The following is a 17246-nucleotide window of genomic DNA, read 5'->3' as shown; positions in this document are numbered from 1 at the left end:
CGCGCAAGGGACCCGCCCGATCTGCGCGACCTGATCAGGTCCGTCACCGAGTTCTACGCCGCCGCCCCGGCCGTCTGAGCACGGCTACCGGGGATGAAAAGCGCCGAGATCAGCGCACCCAGGACCAGGAAGCCCGCACACCACCACATGGCCGCGGTGTAGCCGGCGCTGAAGACCTCCGGGATCGCGTAGTCGTCCCCGGAGAGGCCGACGATCGCCGGCAGCGCCGCCACCGCCAGCAGGCTGCCCGCCCGGGCGACGGCGTTGTTCACCCCGCTGGCGATCCCCACCTGGTGCCGCGGCACCGCGGCCATCACCGTGGCCGTGAGCGGGGTGACCATCAGGGTGATCCCGGCGCCGAAGAGGGCGACACCGGGCAGCACCTGCGTGGCGTACGGAGCCTCGGCTCCGATGGTGGCCAGGAGTAGCACGCCGACCGCGGCCAGGGCGGGTCCGGCGCTCATCAGGAACCGGGCACCGGTGCGCGCCATCAGCGCGCCCACCCGGGGCGAGAACAGCAACATCAGCACCGTGAACGGCACCGTGGCCAGGCCGGCCTGCAGCGGGCTGTACCCGCTGACCACCTGCAGTTGCAGCACCAGGAAGAACATCAGTGCGCCCAGGGCTCCGTAGCTCACGAACGTCATCACGTTGGCCGCGGAGAAGGCTCGGATGGTGAAGACGCCCAGCGGAAGCATCGGATGGGGAGTGTGATGCTCGACGACGACGAAGCTCACCAGGGCGGTCAGCCCCACCAGGGCGGGCAGCCACTCGCCCTGGATCAGCGCGTAGGTGATGCCGCCCAGACCGATAAGGGCCAGGGCGGCGCCGGTGACATCGAATCGCGACCGTTGATCACGGGCGATGCCGGGGGACTTGGGGACGTACCGCCACGCGATCAGGACCACGAGGGCTGCCAGGGGCAGGTTGATGAAGAATACCCATCGCCAGGACAGGATCTCGATCAGCCACCCCCCGAGCAGGGGGCCGATCGCGCTGGAGATACCGGACCAGGCCGCCCAGACCCCGATCGCCCGCGGCCGGTCCGTTTCGGTGATCGTGGCCTGGATGATCGCCAGGCTGCTCGGGGTGAGCAGGGCAGCGGCCACCCCTTGCAGGACCCGCGCGGCGATGAGTTGATCGATGCTGATCGCGAGGCCACACGCGAGCGAGGTGATGGCGAAGCCGGCGGTCCCGATAAGGAAGATGCGCCGCAGGCCGAGCCGGTCCCCGAGTGAACCACCCACGAGCACGAGCCCGGCGAGGGTGAGCATGTAGCCGTTGACCACCCACTGCAGGTTCGCCAGCGTGGCATCCAGGTCCAGCCCGATGGGGCGCAGGGCGACGTTGACCACGGTGCCATCCAGCAGCGCGATCGCCGAGGCGAGCGTCGCCGTCAGCACCACCCACCGGCCCTGGGCGGAGCCGAGCGCGACGCCAGTCACGGACCTATCGTCTCACTGCGCCCGATCGGGGCTTGTGTGCATCTCTGGCTCCCGGGTGATGCGCGGGACGTCCTCGGCACGGGATGATGGGCCGATGTGGCCGGTTGAGAGCGCGCGCGGGGCAGTCCCGGAGGAGCCGGGCGCCGTGCTGGTGGATCGGCTGTGGCGTCTCAGCGCCGCCGACGGGGCGCCGCGGTTCGTGGGGATCGATGGCCGCAGCGGCGCCGGCAAGTCCACGCTCGCCGAGGTCGTCGCGACCGGTCTGGACGCGGACGAGTCCGGCGCCGTGCTGGTGATCGACGGAGATGACTTCTACGCCGGGGGAAGCGCGCTCACCTGGGATCGGCGGACCGTTGCCGAGCAGGCCGAGCGCGTGATCGACTGGCGGCGCCAACGCCAGGTGCTCGAGGCGCTGCGTGAGCACGGGAGTGCCACCTGGCACCCGTTCGACTGGGACGCCACGGACTGGGACGGGGAGCCGCCGCCGTTCTCGAGGGTGCCGGTGCACGCCCGGGTGGCGGCGGTGGTGATCCTGGAGGGTGCCTACAGTTGCCGGCCCGAACTGCGTGACCTTCTGGACCTGGCCGTCCTGCTACGGGTCCCTGATGAGGTACGGATCCGGCGACTGCGTGCGCGCGACGGTGAGGATGAGCATGCCGACTGGAGCGCGCGCTGGGCGGGAGCGGAGGACTACTACTTCACCCACGTGATGCCGCCGGGAAACTTCGATCTGGTGCTGCATTCGGGATAGTGCGCCGGTCACCGCCTTAATCACTCGGCCCGTGGCAATTCCCCTCCGGTGGTGCCTCCGCGTAGGCATCGGCCAGGCGCATCCAGGAGTAGGTCGGATCCTGAGGGGTACCGGGTGGTGAGTTCTCCCATTCCTCCTGGCGGCCCAGGGGGGTCAGGTCGAGCAGGTCCAGGACCATCATGAACGGTTCCTCTCCACGCGCGTGGGTGGACCAGGAGTGGAACACCTGCGAGCCCCTACGCAGGAAGACGCTGATCGCCTGGTGCTCCTCGCCGTCGACCGTGGCGCCGAACTCGGTGTTGAAGGCGTCGCCGATCGTGGAGTACCACGGTAGGTCCCAGCCCATCCGGTCCCGGAAGGTGAGCAACCGGGGGAGCGGGGCCCGGGAGGTCAGGACGAAGGAGGTGCGCCGGGCGTGCAGGTGGGAGAGCGGTCCGACGCGCTCGGCCATCATCGAGCACCCGTCGCAGCCCTGGGTCCAGTCCGGAGCGAACATGAAGTGCTGCACGATGAGCTGGTCGCGGCCCTGGAACAACTCGAGCAGGGTGACCCTGCCCTCGGGCCCTTCGAAGGCGTAGTCGGATCGGACCCGCACGATCGGCATCCGCCGGCGGGCGGCGCTGATCGCATCCTTCATCCGGGTCAGTGCCTTCTCCTGTTGCAGCAGCACGCCCCGGGCGTCCTCCCAGGTGGCTCGGTCCACCACCTGCGGGCCGGTGTGCCTCATCGGTAGAAGCCCTCGCGCAGGTTGATCCCGTGCTCCATCCATGCTTTGAGCGCATTCAGCATGCTGGTCCATCCCTCGCAATTGTCGAAGGCCGCCCGGGCGCCGGCCCGGGTGGGTTGCCAGGAGGACTCGGTGATGGTGACCAGGGTGCGCGTCCCGTCGTCGATCGGTTCGAACTCGAACGTGGTCCGGCTGGTGCCGTCCTGGCCGGTCGTGGCCTCGCCGCTCCACTCGATCACGATGCGACGAGGTGGGTCGGCCTCGAGAACGCGGACGCCGAAGGCGCCGGGGAAGTCGGCGAAGTCCCACGTCACCTCCACTCCGGCCGAGAGTCGGCCCTGGGCGCCGCCGGTGGTGAAGTACCGGGAGAGCTGTTCCGGGTCCGCCACGGCTTCGTAGACCTGCTCGCGGGGGCGCCCGATCCGGCCGGAAACGGTGAAGGAGATCTCGGTCAGCGCATCATCGGTAGACATGTTGTAAGTTAACAACATGTTTGACGGTGGCGGCAAGGGGCCCGATCCGGAACCCGACGACGACCGGGTCTTCAAGGCGCTCGCCTCCCCGGTTCGCCGGCGGATGCTCGATGCGCTCAGGGTGTCCTCGCACACCACCGGGTCGTTGTGCGCTGTCCTGCCGGAACTGGACCGCACCACGGTGTTGCAGCATCTGCGGGTGCTGGAGCGTGCCGAGTTGGTGACCGGGCGCAAGGTGGGCCGGGAGCGGCACCTGGCGCTGGCGCCGTTGCCGATCAAGCGCATACACGACCGCTGGATCAGCGATTACACCCGCGCTGCTGTCTCGTTGCTGGCCGAACTCGACGCCGACGGTGCGGTGAAGGAGTGATCGTTGCCCTGAACCGATGAGCCGGCACGGCGCGCCCCGATGGGCGACCGGGGCGGGCCGCGTGCAGGCCGACTCTCAGGCGTCGGCCTTCTCGGCGTCCGTGTCCACCGTGGCAGAGGGGTAGCGGATGGACTCCACCATTTCCTGCACCTCCGGTGACGGGGGTCGCGTCAGCGATGAGACCACCGCTGTCACGACGAGGTTGACCACGGCACCGATTGCGCCGATGCCTTCCGGGGAGATACCGAAGATGTGCTCGTTCGCGCTGAGGCCGAAGACCTCCAGTGTGTAGAGCATGTACCCGCCGGTGAACAGCAGACCGGTGAGCATGCCCGCGGCCGCGCCGGTGGCATTGGCCTTCTTCCAGAAGATGCCCAGGATGAGGATAGGGAAGAAGGTGGAGGCAGCCAGCCCGAAGGCGAAGGCCACCACCTGGGCCACGAACGCCGGCGGGTTCAGCCCGCCGAAGATCGCCACCACCACGGCTCCGACCATCGCGACCCGGCCCACGAGCATCTGCTTCTTCTCCGAGGCGCGCTCCTTGGAGATCATCCGGAAGTAGATGTCGTGGGAGGTGGCCGAGGAGATCACGAGGAGCAGTCCGGCAGCCGTCGACAGCGCCGCGGCCATGCCGCCGGCCGCCATCAGCCCGATGATCGGCGCGGGAAGCCCGCCGATCTCGGGGGATGCCAGGACCAGGATGTCGTTGGAGATGATCAGGTCCGCACCCGAGGCCGGTGAGTTCGAGATGGTCTGGATCACGCCGTCGCTGTTCAGCGTCACGTAGCCGGCATCGGCCCAGGGTGCGATCCAGTCCGGCAGGCCCTCCGCCGTGGAACCCTGGGCGTCCCGCAGCAGGTTCAACTTGGTGAAGGCACCGACCGCTGGGGCGGTCAGGTAGAGCAGCGAGATGAAGAACAGTGCCCAGAAGGCGGAGTAGCGCGCCCCGCGCACCGTCTTGGTGGTGTAGAAGCGGATGATCACGTGCGGCAGGCCGGCGGTCCCGAGCATCAGCGAGGCGACCACCAGGAAGACGTCGAGCTGGCCGCCGTCACGCCCGGCGAACGCCTCGGTGAAGCGGTCCAGGCCGAACTCCAACCGCAACGCATCCAACTCGGCCAGGATCGTGCCGTAGGAGATCTGCGGGATCGGAATGTTCGTCATCTGCTGGGCCACGGCCACGGCCGGGATCAGGTAGGCGGTGATGAGCACGACGTACTGCGCCACCTGGGTGTAGGTGATGCCCTTCATCCCGCCCAGCACGGCGTAGAAGAAGATGACCGCCGCGGCCACCACCACGGCCCATTGCGAACTCAGCCCGAGGAATCGGGCGAACACCACCCCGCCACCGGTCATCTGGCCGACCACGTAGGTGAAGGAGATGACGATGGCGGCGACGGCCGCCACCCAACGCACCGTGTCGTTGTACCGGTCACCGACGAACTCCGGCACGGTGAACTTGCCCCACTTGCGCAGGTACGGGGCCAGCAGCATGGCCAGCAGAACATAGCCGCCGGTCCAGCCCATGAGGTAGACCGAGCCGTCCGATCCCAGGAAGGCGAGCATGCCGGCCATGCCGATGAAACTCGCCGCGGACATCCAGTCCGCGGCGACGGCAGCCCCGTTGGCGATGGTCGGCACGCCCCGGGAGGCGACGTAGAACTCCTTCGTCTCCTTCACCCGGGAGCGCCAGGCGATCGTGATGTAGATCCCGAAAGTCAGCAGCAGGAAGAAGGCGGTCCAGGCCTGCATGTCGTTCATAGCCGGTCACCGTTCCCGTTCCGTTCGGAGACGCCGAACTCATCGTCGATCCGGTCCATCCGCAAGGCGTAGATACCGATGATGATCAGGAAGGTGATGATGGAACCCTGCTGGGCGAACCAGAGGCCGAGCGGGAAACCGGCGATGACGATGTTGTTCAGGGGCTCGATCAGCAGGATGCCGAAGCCGAAAGAGACGGTGAACCAGATCGCCAGCAGCACGATCATCAGTCGCAGGTTCTTCTTCCAGTAGCGGCGCCGCCAGTCGTTCCTGTCGGCTGGTGGCGGCGCATCCCCACCGGGCTTGTCGCGTGTCACCTCGGACATGAGGCTCCCTTCATTGGTCCGCGAGGGCGTGGCCCCAACCAACTGCACGACGTGCCGGCACACAACGCAGACCCGGTGCCTATTTCGCCGGCGGTGGCTGGGCGTGCCCGGACGGTGGGGTGGGGCCGATCAGCGGTTCCCGGCCCTGTGGTCAGCCGCTCGTGGGCCCATGCCGACCACTCGTGGCGCCGGGGGCGCCGCCCGTGGGGCGAACGGCCACAACCCTCGCCGGTGATCGGCCGCACTCCTAGGATGGGCCCATGAGTACAACGGCGTCCCAGGACACCACACGACCCGGACTCGCCGGGGTCGCTGCCCGCCTCCGCGCCGGCAAAGCCACTGGATGGGGGGTGTTCCACCCGGGTAGCTGGGGGATGGCTACCGGTGGCCTGATGCTCATCGTGGCGGCCTTCCTGCCGTGGGTCTACGTGACCCTGACCCAGCAGATCACCGGGGAGTCCTTCGCGCTGCGTGGTACCGACGGCCCCGGTGTGGCGACCCTGGCACTGGGCTTCCTCGCCTTCGCCGGCGCCTTCGTGCCGAGACGCAGACTCGCGATCGGCCACGCCGCGGTGCCGGGGGTGCTGGTGGCGATCATCGTGCTGCTGCAGGCCTGGAACATCGTGGCAGGCTCGATGCAGACCGCCTGGGGCTCCTTCCTGCCAGGCATGGGGGTGGTGCTCGCCGGGGGCGGGGCCGTCGTGCTCATCAAGGCCGCGTGGACGATGCTGCGGCACTGGAAGGAAGCGCCCCGCACGAGGTGAGCGGCGATCCCGAAGTCCAGGACACCCCTGCCGAGGTCGACGCCGCGTTCCGGACGCTGCGCCGGATCGCGGTGACCTATTTCGTGGTCTTTCTCGCGGTGCTCGGCGCTTTCCCGGTGCTGACGATGACGCTGGAGTGGTGGACCCGGTCCCGGCTGCTCGGAGGGCTGAGCCCGGCGTTCCTGGTGGCCGCCGTCGGGCTCTACATCGTGTTCGCCGTGATCGGGATCGCGGCCGCCACGCTGAGTTCCTCGGTCGAGTCCCGCATGCTCGGTGGGACCTCCTCCGAGAGCCATGACACCGGAGCGGAGGAGGGTTGAGCCTGACGGCGGTCGTCACCCTGACGGCCGTGGTCGTGGTGGTGCTGGGCGTATCGGTGGCCACCCGGCCGCGCAACTCCTCCACCGTTGACTTCTACCTGGCCGGCCAACGGGTCGGTGTGGTGACCAACTCCTGGGCCATCTGCGGCGACTACCTGTCCGCCGCCTCGTTCCTCGGGGTCGCTGCTGCGGTGTATGCCTCCGGTCTCGACGGCGCCTGGTACGCCGTGGGGTTCGCGGCGGGCTTCGTTCCGGTGCTGCTGTTCGTGGCAGCGCCGCTGCGGCGGTTCGGGGAGTTCTCCCTGGCGGACTTCCTGGGCCGCCGGCTGCAGTCGCACCGGGTGCGACTCAGCGCGGTCGGCGTCGTCCAACTGGTCATCCTGTGCTATCTGATCCCGCAGTCGCTGGGCAGCGGTATCACCTGGGAACTGCTCGTGGGCCACGGGATCCTCGGTCTGTCGCCCTACGTCACCGGGGTGTTGCTGTCCACCGCGGTGATCGCCGTCATCGTCGCCTTCGGAGGTATGCGCGGCACCACGTGGAACCAGGCCGTGCAGTTCCTGCTGCTCTTCGCAGCCCTGTTGTGGCTGGCGGTGACGGTCAGCGTGGACGGGTTCCACTACGGCAACGCCGACCCGCTGAACTTCTCCCACGCGACAGGGGCGGGCGTCGCCGATCCCGAGGTGGGCCTGCGTGGCGGGCGTGTGGGGCAGGTGGCGCTGGTGGTCACCCTGGCGATGGGTACCGCGGGTCTGCCGCACGTGATGAACCGGTACTTCACGTCCCCCACCGGTCGTGCGGCGCGCACGACCACGCTGTGGGTCCTGGTGCTGGTCGGAGCCTTCTACGCGATGGCCGTGCTGCTGGGTACCGCTGCCCGCGACATCATCCCCTCCGCGGCCACCGAACACTCCTGGTTGGCCGACCTCACCGTGGAGGGGGTGCTGCGGGTACCCGAGCACGCCCTGCCGGTACTGGGACGCCTCTATGGCGGTCAGTCCGGGCTCGGCTTCGTCGCCGCAGCCGCGCTGATCGCGGCGATGTCCACGGTGGCCGGGTTGCTGCTGGCCTCCGCGGCGACGTGGGGCCACGACGTCTACGAGCGCTACATCAACCCGCGCGCGACCCAGAAGCAGGCTGTGCGGGCCGGACGTCTGACCACGTTGCTGGGCGCAGGACTGGCCGCGGGGCTGGCCATCGCCCTGCGCACCGACGATTTCGCCCCGACCTCCCCCTCGCTCGTGGCCACCATGGTGACCTGGGCGTTCGCGATCGCCGGTTCCGCGCTCACCCCGGTGGTGGTGCTGTCGATCTGGTGGCGCGGTATCACCGCCGCCGCTGCCACTGCTGGGATGTTCACCGGTGGTGGTCTGGCGATCACGATGGTGCTGTCCGCGGAGTTCATGGACCCCTCGGCGTTGCGTGATCTGATGTCCGCGCCCACGCTGGTGGCCGCCCCGATTGCCATTGCGGTGACGGTGCTGGTCTCGCTGCGCACGCCCCGGCCGCAGGGAACCGATGCCGCCTGGCTGACCATGCACGGCACCGCCGCGGACCGGCAGGCCGAGCGCCTGGCGAGCATGATGGTGGGCCGGGGGCGGGAGCGCACCGGTGTGCGCGGGCGTGTTGGTCGGCGTAACCGGGGAGGGCAGGGCTGATGCGGGGGAGCGTGACCCTGGCCGCCGTGGTGGTGGGCATCTGGTCGTTGCTGTACGTCGTCACCCAGTTGGTGGTGGATCCCCCGCTGACGGTGCTGCCCACGGTCGGTGCCGGTGTCGCGATCACGGTGGCCGTGGTGCTGGGCTACCCCTCGGTGCTGCGCGGGCCGCGGGACCGTGGCCGGGTACGCGGGGGTGGGCGTCAGGGCGATTCCGAGCGCGGGTTCCGGGACCTGGCCGCGGCCGGGCGAACCCTGCCGTTGCGTGCCGGACTCACCCAGGATGCCGCGCGGCGTACCTGCGAACTGCTGCGCCCGATGCTCTCTGGGGATGCGGTCTCCATCACCGACACCGAGGACATCCTGGCCTACGTGGGTCCTGGCCAGGACCACCACGTGGCCGGCTCCGCCATGCAGACCTCCGCGGCGCCGCGCACGGTGCGCCAGGGCCGTACCCAACTGGTGCGGGACCGGGCCGGGGTGGGTTGCCGCAAACCGGACTGTGAGGTGGTCTCCGCCGTCATCGCCCCGCTACGGATCGGCCAGCGCGTGGTGGGCACCCTGGGGGTGTACCAGGCGCGGGCGGAGATCCCGCCCAAGGGCCTGGTGGAGGACATGGCCAACATGCTCTCCCTGCACCTGGAACTGGCCGAACTGGACCGGGAGCGTCGGCTGGCCACCGATGCGCGCCTGGACGCGCTGCGCGCCCAGATCAACCCGCATTTCCTGTTCAACATCCTGAACACGATCGCCTCCAAGGCACGCACCCGCCCAGAGGAGGCCCGCGAACTCGTGCTACGGCTGAGCGAGTTCTTCCGGTACGCGGTGCGCCAGGAGGGCCACTTCGCCGAGTTCGCCCAGGAGTACTTCTTCGTGCGCACCTACCTGTCCCTGGAGCAGGCGCGCTTCGGTGAGCGCCTGGATGTGCGCTACGACATCGACCCGCAGGTGCTCACCTCGCGGGTGCCGGTGCTGACCATCCAGCCGCTGGTGGAGAACGCGGTCAAGCACGGCATCGCCGGTAAGAAGGAGGGCGGCACCGTCAGGCTGCGGGCCCGGGTCGATCCGTTGACCCGCACCGTGTCGATCCGGGTGAGCGACAACGGCGAGGGCATCGACGCCGCAGTGCTGGCCACCCTGACCGAGCAGCACAACCAACGGGCCGAGGACCTCGCCTCCCCGGCCGATCGGGACACGCTGCCCGGGGCCCACGCCGGCGTGGGTCTGCGCAACATCTCCGAGCGTCTGCACGCCCTCTTCGGCGACCGGTACGACCTGCAGATCTCCACACCCAGGTCCGGGGGGACCGTGGTGGACCTGACCGTCCCGATGCGGTAGCCATGGGCACGTCGGTCCACCCTTCGCCGGCCCGACCCAGCCCTATGCTGGGTCGGATGCAGCCCCGCGCACTGATCGTCGATGACGAAGCCCCGGCCCGGGAAGAGTTGCGCTACCTCCTCCAGGAGATCGGCGAGGTGATCGAGGGGTCCCCGGTGCAGGTGGTGGGGGAGGCCACCAACGGTGAGGAGGCGCTCGTGCTGCTGCGGTCCCTGGAGTACGACCTGGTGCTGTTGGACATCCGGATGCCCGGGCTGAACGGCCTCGAGGTTGCCGCTGCCCTGGGCGAGATGGAGCACCGCCCGCAGGTCATCTTCACCACCGCCTACCCCGACCACGCCGTCGACGCCTTCGACCTGGCCGCCGCGGACTACCTGGTCAAACCCTTCGACGCCGACCGGCTGCGGCGAGCGGTGGAGCGAGCGTTGTCGGTGGCACCGGAGCGCAACGGGAATGACGACGGCGCAACGGCCGAGCCGCAGCGGCACCGGGAGGGGGAGGCCGCCCGGGCGCCGAGCCGGGAGGGACCGCCACCCGTGACGCCGGACCTGGTGCGGATCCCCGTGCAGAAGGACGGTCGTACGGTGCTGGTGAGCGGGGATGCGATCGTTTACGCCGCCGCCTCCCGCGGATACTCCTCGCTCAAGCTGGTCGAGGAGAGCGTGCTGGTGTCCTTCTCCCTCAATGAACTCGAGCGCCGGCTGCAGGGGCACTTCGTGCGGGTGCACCGGTCCTACCTGGTGAATCTTCGCTATGTGCGCGAGCTGGTGCCGGACTTCCGGGGGAGCCTGGTGCTGTTGATGAACGATCGCCAGCGCAGCCGGGTGGAGGTCTCGCGCCGACAAGTGCGCGAGCTGCGCCAGCGGCTGGGGATCTAGGCCCCTTCGGTACCGGTCCTCTCCCCGGCCCGCAGGTCATCGAGTGGTGGCAGTAGGTCCGTCACGGCGGGCCACCGGGCAGGTGGCTCCGGGATCTCCCGGCCCTGCTCCGCCGCGGTGTAGGCGGAGATCTTCCAGTCGATCACGCCGAGGTCGCCCTGAAGCTGGGAGATCTGGTCCACCACTCGGGCGCGGTGGGCGCGGAGGATCTCGATGCGCCCGGCCCGGTCGGTGTCGGTGCGTACCAGGGCGACGAAGTCCCGTACCTGGCTCACCGGCATCCCGGTGCGGCGCAGGCGGATCACCACATCCAACAGTCCCAGGGAGGCGGCGTCGAAGGCCCGGTGGCCCGCCGCGGTGCGGGGTAGGTCGCCGAGCAGACCGCTGCGATCGTAGAAGCGCAACGTCTCCACCGGTATCCCGGTGCGATGGGCCACCTCGCCGATCGACTCGCGCTCCAGGGGGGCGTGCATCTCACTCATGCACTCATGGTGCTACCTGGAGTGCACTCCAGGTCAAGGTTTTCCTCGAGCGGGGTTCGGGCCGGTCAGGATGGATAAGTAAGAGAGGTGCTTGACCTTGAGTGCGCTCCAGGTTGCACAGTTATCCGCCATGGACACCACCACGATGAACTCTCCACTGGTATTCGGGGCGATGTTGTTGGGCGCCCGAATCGATCAGGAGCAGTCCTTCGCACTGCTGGATCGTTTCGTGGAGCGTGGCGGGCAATGGGTCGATACCGCGAACTGCTACACCTTCTGGTTCAGCGACTCCGGTGCCGGCGGGGCCAGTGAGGAGATGCTGGGCCGTTGGCTGAGCGCGCGCCCGGGCCTGCGGGACCAGATCCGCCTGTCCACGAAGGTGGGCGCCGAACCGCTGTGGCCCGGTTCGTGGCCGCAGCAGCGTGAAGGCCTATCCCGGCGCGCGATCCTGCAGGGGCTGGAGACGAGCCTGCAGCGGATGGGGGTGGCGGAGGTGGACATGTTCTGGCTCCACCAGGAGGACCGCAGCACCCCGATGGCAGAGACCGTCGAGGCTCTCGGCGAGCTGACCTCGTCCGGGAAGGTGAGGCGGGTGGGGGCCTCGAACCATCCGGCCTGGCGGGTGGAGCAGGCTCGTGGCCTGGCCCGTGCCGGCGGCACGATGCCGATCGACGCGCTGCAACTCCTGGCCACGTACCTGCACGTGCGGCCGGGTCTGCGAACGCCCGGGGTGGAACACGCCTTCGGTGTGCTGAACGCCGAGCAGCGGGACCTCGCGCGCACGAACGGGCTGGAGATCTGGGCGTACAGTCCGTTGATGTCGGGCAGTTATGACAACCCCGACAAGCCTGTGCACGAGGCATTCGAGCACATCGGCAACACCCGGCGCCTGCAGGCCCTGGATGTGGTCGCCGGCCAGACCGGTGCTACCCGCAGCCAGGTGGTCCTGGCCTGGCTGCTGGCGCAGGGAATCCGCCCGGTGGTCGGGGTGAGCACCACCGCGCAACTCGATCTGGCCATGGAGGCCGGACACCTGGACCTGGACGCCGAGCAGGTGCGCCTACTCGATGAGACAGGCTGATGCCTCGCAGGAGGTTCAGTACTGCCAGCCTGGACGGTCGGGAATAATGGGCCGGGCACGAGCAGCAGGGGAGGACGCGATGACAGTGTCAGGCCTGAAGGGGAAGGTAGCGCTGGTCCACGGCGCAGCTGGATCGGTGGGAAGCGCAGTGGCCCGGGCCTTCGCTGCCTCCGGTGCGTCGGTCCACCTCACCGGGCGCACCGCAGCGAAGGTAGCCGCGGTTGCTGAATCCATCGCAGCCACCGGCGGACGAGCGCGCGCTCATGGTTTGGACGTCACGGATTCGGATTCCGTTGAGCGCCTCACCCGAGACGTTGTCGCTGTCGACGGTCGGATCGATGTTCTCTACAACGCGGTGACGTACGAGGAGGCGCAGGGAACGCCGCTGCACGCTCTCGACGTCGGCGCCCTGGAGCGCACCCTGGTCACGCTCGCCAGGGCACACATGAACACGGTGCGCTGCGTCGCCCCGACCATGATCGACCGTGGATCCGGAGTGATCCAGACCATGGTGGGGCACGGGCCGCCATTCCCCCTGATGGGCTCGACGGCGATCGCGTGGCACACAGTGGAGAGCCTGTACCGCCAGTTCGCCGTCGAACTGGGGGAGTTCGGCATCCGCGTGCAATGGTTCCGCACGGGCGGATTCCGGGAGTCCATCCTGCAGGCGCGCGACTACGGCAGTAGTTACACCGACGAGGCCGAGGCCTCCGAGGTGCTCACCGAACTCGAGAGCGGAACCATGCTGGGCCGTCTCCCGTCGGTCGAGGAGGCGGGTGCCTTCGCGGTCTTCGCGGCCGGCGAATCCGGCGCGTCCCTCACCTCGGCGGCGATCAACCTGACCGCGGGGGCGTTCTCGGACTGAGGATGGCGAACGGCGCCGCCGGGTTGTGACGCCGTCATGCGCCGCTGGTCTGGGGTCTACCTCAGGCGCCGTTCCGGGTATCGCACAACGTCTCGGGGCCCTCGGTGTGCAGACCCTGGACACGTTCTCCGCTGAGGCCGGTGCTACCGGCAACTCACTGCCCTTGACCTTGAGCGCGCTCCAGATTGCACAGTTGTTCGTCATAGGCATCACAACGGTGATCCGGCGCTGATTCTCGGCGAGATCCCGGGTCGATTAAGAGCAAGAGAGACGATCCGAGCGCCATTCCCATCCACAGATGCTCCTCCACCGCGTGGAGGTGAGGAGGAGCGACCCAAGAACTCACGATGAGGAGTCCCGATGGCCATCAGCCAGTTGCACCTGATCCCCCGTCGGGTCGCGTACTCGGCAGGGCATTCGCTCATTCACTGGGCGAAGAGTCCTCCTGCTGGAATCGGCCGCGACTCGACCCTCGCGCGGGAGGCCGCGTTCCGGCGGCACCGCGCCCGAGGCGACGTCGAGTTGGAGCAGCAGAAGGCACTCGACCTGAACTCTTTCGCGTGGCTGCGCCTCTGAGGATGGTCTGGGCGGGACACGCCCCACCATGGCTCCGGCCCTGATCAGGGTGGTGGGCCACGCGCAGAGGCCTGGAATGGTGCGCAATGCTCGCGGGCGAACGCTGAGACGCAGCGAGCCCCGGCGCCGAAACGCTGGGGCTCGCATTGGGGTGAGTGACGGGACTTGAACCCGCGACTGCAACCCATGCGCCTATGCCGTTTTAGGCAGGATATCAAGCCAACCGCCGGACAGGCCACAGGGTGCCAGACAGCACGACACGCCGGGATGTCGTTACCAAGGTAACGGCCAGCGGGCACAAGAAAGCGCCCCACCCGAGCGGCCCGTTGATGGGCTACTCGAGTGGGGGCGTTGTCGTTCGTGGGTGCGTCTAATCTGAAAGTTATGCCTGAGCGGCGGCCCTGTTCGTGGTCACAACTTTCGGGGCGTGCGCCGGTACCAGTCCGTGGGTGAGTGCCACAACCTCGGGCTCGTGGCCGGTCCTGGCTGCGATGTCGAGGCACAGCGTCCACACCAGGTCGAGTAACTGGTCGCGGCTGCGCTCACAGCCGGTCAGTGGGTGCATCAGTCCCACCAGCAGCACTCTGACGCCGCGAGCCGTGCACCGGGGCCGGTGTACTCATACCCGCACTCAGGGCAGGCGACGTGCTCGGGCCGGTCGTCTACCTGGATGCGGGGGTGGGCCAGGTGTCGCATGTCACCGGGTGCGCATCCGGGCTTCGTGCACGCCTTTGGCGACGGCGACCTCAGCCTGTAGCGGCTCCACGGTCTTGTGGGGCCGGTAGGCGGTGGCGGTGCCCAGCCCGAGTAGCGCGGCGACCAGGGCGCCCCACAGTGCGATCTCGGACTCACTGAGCAGCCCATACCCGCCAGCCACTGCCAGGGCGGCCAAGGCGACGGGGTAGAGCCAGTCGCGGACGCGGGCGGGGATCAGGGGGGTGTCGGTGGCCTTGGGCATGGGTCAGTCCTCCTCGGGTGCGGCGGTCAGGGTGATACGCAGGTCGGCGAGCGCTTCGGCCACGCCCTTGTCGGCGGCCTCACGCACGGCTGCGATGATCTGGGCGGGGTCGGCTCCTTGGTTGGCTGCCAGGGATGCCACGGCGGCGCGCAGGGAGGCGAGTTCACCGTGCAGCGCGGTGAGTTCGCTGGACATGGCGTGCACGCTCCGCGCCATGCGGTTCTGCCGGGCGGCGTGATTCTCGGCGGGCAGGGTGACACCGCCGCCGGTGGTGGGTGCCAAGTCGAAGCGGTGCACGGCGGCACCGGCGCGGGCGTCGAGTGCTTCACCGACGACGCGGCGTAGGTCTGCTTCGGTGGCCATGGTGAACCAATCTTTCTGTGAGGTGGTGGTGTTCTTGGTGCGGCCGAGGACGGCTGCAATGCGGGTGCGCCCGGTGGCGGCGGTGTAGCCGAGGCGATCCACTTTGCGGGTGGTCCAGGTGGAGTGCTCCAGGTGCGCGCTGGTGGGCAGGTTGAACACGTCCAGGAGCGCGGCGTTGCAGGTCGCCATCCACCCGTGGTAGTCGTCCTGCTGCCAGTCCGAGGCCCGCAGACCACCCTCGTACTCGGTGCCCCAGAAGTACGGGCGCCCGTTGTCGCGGGGGATGCGGCGACCGGCGAGGGTGATGGGCCCGCCAGCGCCGGAGTGGTTGGCCCAGCCCATGGTGATGATCCGGTAGACCTTGTCCCAGCCGCCGTAGCCGTTGGCGAGCGGGCCGGGGATGCCGGGGCGACCGTTGCGCACGAGGTTGTAGAACGGGGTGGTGCCGTGGGAGCGGCTGCTGACGATGTGGTGGGACATCACCCCGGCCCTGGTGGCCATGGGGGTCAGCCACCCAGAGCGGGATGCGCCTTGGCGTAGTTGGATGATGCAGTTCACGCCGTAGTCGCGCATCGCGGTCTGGATGACGCGGGCGGCGGTGAGTGCGGGGTCCCAGGGGTTGCTCACTGTTCCACCCAGTCGGTCAGGTCGGCACCGGCGGTCTCGCTGGCGGCGATGGTTGCGGGGTCGGGGTTCGCTGCCTCTTCGGCTAGCAGTTCCTCACCGTCGCGCCACACCTGCGGCGGTTCGTCCAGTTCGGGCAGGTCGATGGGTTCGGTCATGGTGGGCTCCTTGTGGTCAGGTGAGGTCTGCTGCCACGTCGGTCGGTGGCGTGGGCGGTGGGACCCCCGGCAGGTGCATGCCTGCCCATGCCAGCACGTCCCGCAGGTAGCGGACCGTGGACCGGTGGCGGACCTCGAAGGCTTCGCGCTCTTGCCGGCGCTCCCGCCGCTCCTTTGCGAGTTCGGCCTCCAGGTGGGTCACGCGGCTCTCAACGGCCTCCAAGCGCTTCTCCATGCGGTCCACCAGGCCCTCGTACTGGTGCAGGCGGAGGCGGTCACGGTCCACCTCGTTCTCGGCGGCCTTGGCGCGCCGCTCCACGCGGGTGGCGCGGTCGGTTTGTTTGGTGGACAGCCACACACCAAGGAAAGTCAGGGTCCCGGCGAGGATCGTCGCCAGCGCACCCCACACGGGGCCGGGGATATCACGCAGCATCGGCGACACCTCCCGGCGTTGGGTGCTCGACCGCTCTCACCGTCCCGTCGTCCGGCCCAGCCAGGATGATCAACAAGACCGCGAACCCCGCGTACTCCAGGGCTTGCGCCCACCCGGTGGGGGTCCCGGCCGCGCCTTCGGACATCACCCACACCACCCACCCGGCCGCGAGGGACGCGCCCCGGAAAGCGACCACCCCGACCAGGGCGGCGTATCCCAGCCGGTAGCGGCGGGTGAACGCGGCGGTGGCGGCGATGGCAGCGGCGACCACCCATTTGCCGACCTCGACCACCGGCGGCAGGTGCGTGTGGACGACACCCTCCACCGGCACGGTCGGTAGCCGCAGCCACGTAAGGGCGCCCAGGGTGAGCGCGATCCACGCGAAAACGACGAGCACCTGGCCGCGTTTCTCGAGGGGGCAGCCGGTCATTCGGGCATCCGGATCCACGACCCGGAGACCAGCAGGTCATCGGTGGTGGTGCGGGAGTGGGAGGAGTTCGCCAGACGCAGACCACCACCGGAGAGGACCTGGTAGGTCTGCGTGGTGCCACCGTTGGAGCCGATGGCGGCGCCTGCGGTGGTGGGGCGGTGCGCGGTGGGGATGGTGGCGATCGTCTGCGCAAGCGCACCCGCGGAGAAGGACACTCCCCGGATGGTGGCGCGGAAGATGAACGTGGCGGTGCCGTCAGGGCCGGTGTCGCGGACCAACTCGGCCGAGACAATGGTGGACCCGCCCGCCGGCGCCAACGCTGCCGGGCCGGTGAACACCTCCCTCGTGGTGGTCTCCGGGGTGCCCGCCAGCCTCGCCACCGGCCGCTGCGCGGTGCTGATGCTGACACCGGACGCGTTGGTGTCAGAAGCCCCGGCGGTGACCTGTGCGCGGCCGATCTCGGTCG

The 17246-nt window shown here is 69.0% G+C and carries 23 protein-coding genes; 10 read left to right on the top strand and 13 right to left on the bottom strand.

What is annotated here, in order from left to right:
- Positions 1-53: 53 nt before the first annotated feature.
- Positions 54-1445 carry an MFS transporter gene (locus ACPL7H_RS17500; RefSeq protein WP_424798060.1) on the bottom strand — a complete coding sequence of 464 codons (1392 nt, stop codon included), beginning with the start codon at positions 1443-1445 and terminating at the stop codon, positions 54-56.
- A gap of 94 nt (positions 1446-1539) precedes the next feature.
- Between ACPL7H_RS17500 and ACPL7H_RS17495 the strand changes: the two genes are divergently transcribed.
- The gene (locus ACPL7H_RS17495; protein WP_424789235.1) at positions 1540-2196 is read left to right on the top strand and encodes a uridine kinase family protein; all 657 of its coding nucleotides are present in this window, start codon (positions 1540-1542) and stop codon (positions 2194-2196) included.
- 16 nt (positions 2197-2212) lie between these two features.
- Here the strand turns inward: ACPL7H_RS17495 and ACPL7H_RS17490 are convergent, their stop codons facing one another.
- Positions 2213-2923 carry a DUF899 domain-containing protein gene (locus ACPL7H_RS17490; protein WP_424798059.1) on the bottom strand — a complete coding sequence of 237 codons (711 nt, stop codon included), beginning with the start codon at positions 2921-2923 and terminating at the stop codon, positions 2213-2215.
- On the bottom strand, positions 2920-3396 hold the full coding sequence (locus ACPL7H_RS17485; protein ID WP_424798058.1) for an SRPBCC domain-containing protein: 477 nt from the start codon (positions 3394-3396) through the stop codon (positions 2920-2922). The genes ACPL7H_RS17490 and ACPL7H_RS17485 overlap by 4 nt, the downstream gene beginning before the upstream one ends.
- 16 nt (positions 3397-3412) lie before the next feature.
- Here ACPL7H_RS17485 and ACPL7H_RS17480 point away from each other — a divergent pair, with 16 nt between their 5' ends.
- Positions 3413-3766 (top strand): ArsR/SmtB family transcription factor, encoded by a 354-nt coding sequence (locus tag ACPL7H_RS17480; RefSeq protein WP_424798057.1) that lies wholly within the window; start codon positions 3413-3415, stop codon positions 3764-3766.
- Positions 3767-3841: 75 nt separating this feature from the next.
- On the opposite strand, the gene ACPL7H_RS17475 is transcribed toward ACPL7H_RS17480, so the two are convergent.
- Entirely contained in the window at positions 3842-5527 is a 1686-nt protein-coding gene (locus ACPL7H_RS17475) for a sodium:solute symporter family protein (RefSeq protein ID WP_424798056.1), read from the bottom strand.
- Positions 5524-5853 carry a DUF4212 domain-containing protein gene (locus tag ACPL7H_RS17470; RefSeq protein ID WP_424789240.1) on the bottom strand — a complete coding sequence of 110 codons (330 nt, stop codon included), beginning with the start codon at positions 5851-5853 and terminating at the stop codon, positions 5524-5526. The genes ACPL7H_RS17475 and ACPL7H_RS17470 overlap by 4 nt, the downstream gene beginning before the upstream one ends.
- 260 nt (positions 5854-6113) lie before the next feature.
- On the opposite strand from ACPL7H_RS17470, the gene ACPL7H_RS17465 reads away from it, so the two are divergent.
- From ACPL7H_RS17465 to ACPL7H_RS17445, 5 genes are read left to right on the top strand one after another with little or no spacing between them, the layout of a single operon-like run.
- Positions 6114-6617 (top strand): hypothetical protein, encoded by a 504-nt coding sequence (locus ACPL7H_RS17465; RefSeq protein WP_424789241.1) that lies wholly within the window; start codon positions 6114-6116, stop codon positions 6615-6617.
- Complete coding sequence (locus ACPL7H_RS17460) at positions 6614-6937, top strand: hypothetical protein (RefSeq protein WP_424798055.1); 324 nt, start codon at positions 6614-6616, stop codon at positions 6935-6937. Before ACPL7H_RS17465 ends, ACPL7H_RS17460 begins: the two co-directional genes overlap by 4 nt.
- Positions 6934-8595 (top strand): solute symporter family protein, encoded by a 1662-nt coding sequence (locus tag ACPL7H_RS17455; protein ID WP_424798054.1) that lies wholly within the window; start codon positions 6934-6936, stop codon positions 8593-8595. The genes ACPL7H_RS17460 and ACPL7H_RS17455 overlap by 4 nt, the downstream gene beginning before the upstream one ends.
- Positions 8595-9932, top strand: a complete 1338-nt coding sequence (locus tag ACPL7H_RS17450) for a histidine kinase (RefSeq protein ID WP_424798053.1) — start codon at positions 8595-8597, stop codon at positions 9930-9932. The genes ACPL7H_RS17455 and ACPL7H_RS17450 overlap by 1 nt, the downstream gene beginning before the upstream one ends.
- A gap of 56 nt (positions 9933-9988) precedes the next feature.
- Positions 9989-10810 (top strand): LytR/AlgR family response regulator transcription factor, encoded by an 822-nt coding sequence (locus tag ACPL7H_RS17445; RefSeq protein ID WP_424798052.1) that lies wholly within the window; start codon positions 9989-9991, stop codon positions 10808-10810.
- Here ACPL7H_RS17445 and ACPL7H_RS17440 read toward each other — a convergent pair.
- The gene (locus ACPL7H_RS17440; protein ID WP_424798051.1) at positions 10807-11292 is read right to left on the bottom strand and encodes a MerR family transcriptional regulator; all 486 of its coding nucleotides are present in this window, start codon (positions 11290-11292) and stop codon (positions 10807-10809) included. The two genes, ACPL7H_RS17445 and ACPL7H_RS17440, sit on opposite strands and share 4 nt — an antisense overlap.
- 130 nt (positions 11293-11422) lie before the next feature.
- Between ACPL7H_RS17440 and ACPL7H_RS17435 the strand changes: the two genes are divergently transcribed.
- The 3 genes from ACPL7H_RS17435 to ACPL7H_RS17425 all read left to right on the top strand — a co-directional run bounded on the left by ACPL7H_RS17435 (position 11423) and on the right by ACPL7H_RS17425 (position 13814).
- On the top strand, positions 11423-12373 hold the full coding sequence (locus ACPL7H_RS17435) for an aldo/keto reductase (protein WP_424798050.1): 951 nt from the start codon (positions 11423-11425) through the stop codon (positions 12371-12373).
- On the top strand, positions 12360-13238 hold the full coding sequence (locus ACPL7H_RS17430) for an SDR family NAD(P)-dependent oxidoreductase (RefSeq protein ID WP_424798049.1): 879 nt from the start codon (positions 12360-12362) through the stop codon (positions 13236-13238). Before ACPL7H_RS17435 ends, ACPL7H_RS17430 begins: the two co-directional genes overlap by 14 nt.
- Positions 13239-13598: 360 nt before the next feature.
- On the top strand, positions 13599-13814 hold the full coding sequence (locus ACPL7H_RS17425; protein ID WP_424798048.1) for a hypothetical protein: 216 nt from the start codon (positions 13599-13601) through the stop codon (positions 13812-13814).
- 382 nt (positions 13815-14196) lie between these two features.
- Here the strand turns inward: ACPL7H_RS17425 and ACPL7H_RS17420 are convergent, their stop codons facing one another.
- The 7 genes from ACPL7H_RS17420 to ACPL7H_RS17390 form a co-directional block, all read right to left on the bottom strand.
- Positions 14197-14388, bottom strand: a complete 192-nt coding sequence (locus tag ACPL7H_RS17420; protein ID WP_424798047.1) for a hypothetical protein — start codon at positions 14386-14388, stop codon at positions 14197-14199.
- Between the two features lie 123 nt (positions 14389-14511).
- Entirely contained in the window at positions 14512-14772 is a 261-nt protein-coding gene (locus ACPL7H_RS17415; RefSeq protein ID WP_424798046.1) for a phage holin, read from the bottom strand.
- 3 nt (positions 14773-14775) lie between these two features.
- Positions 14776-15762 carry a hypothetical protein gene (locus ACPL7H_RS17410; RefSeq protein WP_424798045.1) on the bottom strand — a complete coding sequence of 329 codons (987 nt, stop codon included), beginning with the start codon at positions 15760-15762 and terminating at the stop codon, positions 14776-14778.
- Positions 15759-15917: a hypothetical protein gene (locus ACPL7H_RS17405; RefSeq protein WP_424798044.1), complete on the bottom strand. Its 159-nt coding sequence runs from the start codon at positions 15915-15917 to the stop codon at positions 15759-15761. Before ACPL7H_RS17405 ends, ACPL7H_RS17410 begins: the two co-directional genes overlap by 4 nt.
- Positions 15918-15933: 16 nt before the next feature.
- Complete coding sequence (locus tag ACPL7H_RS17400) at positions 15934-16350, bottom strand: hypothetical protein (protein ID WP_424798043.1); 417 nt, start codon at positions 16348-16350, stop codon at positions 15934-15936.
- Positions 16340-16780, bottom strand: coding sequence for a hypothetical protein (locus tag ACPL7H_RS17395; RefSeq protein ID WP_424798042.1), 441 nt, complete (start codon positions 16778-16780; stop codon positions 16340-16342). The genes ACPL7H_RS17400 and ACPL7H_RS17395 overlap by 11 nt, the downstream gene beginning before the upstream one ends.
- The coding region (locus tag ACPL7H_RS17390) for a hypothetical protein (protein ID WP_424798041.1) at positions 16777-17246 on the bottom strand (470 nt) is incomplete at its 5' end. The genes ACPL7H_RS17390 and ACPL7H_RS17395, both read right to left, overlap by 4 nt.

Origin of the sequence: Pseudactinotalea sp. Z1732, assembly GCF_049724975.1 — a bacterium.
In the GTDB taxonomy this organism is placed as follows: Bacteria; Actinomycetota; Actinomycetes; order Actinomycetales; family Beutenbergiaceae; genus CALKWS01.
The sequence above is the reverse complement of the archived record's forward strand: the minus strand, read 5'-3'. Positions and strand labels throughout refer to the sequence as shown.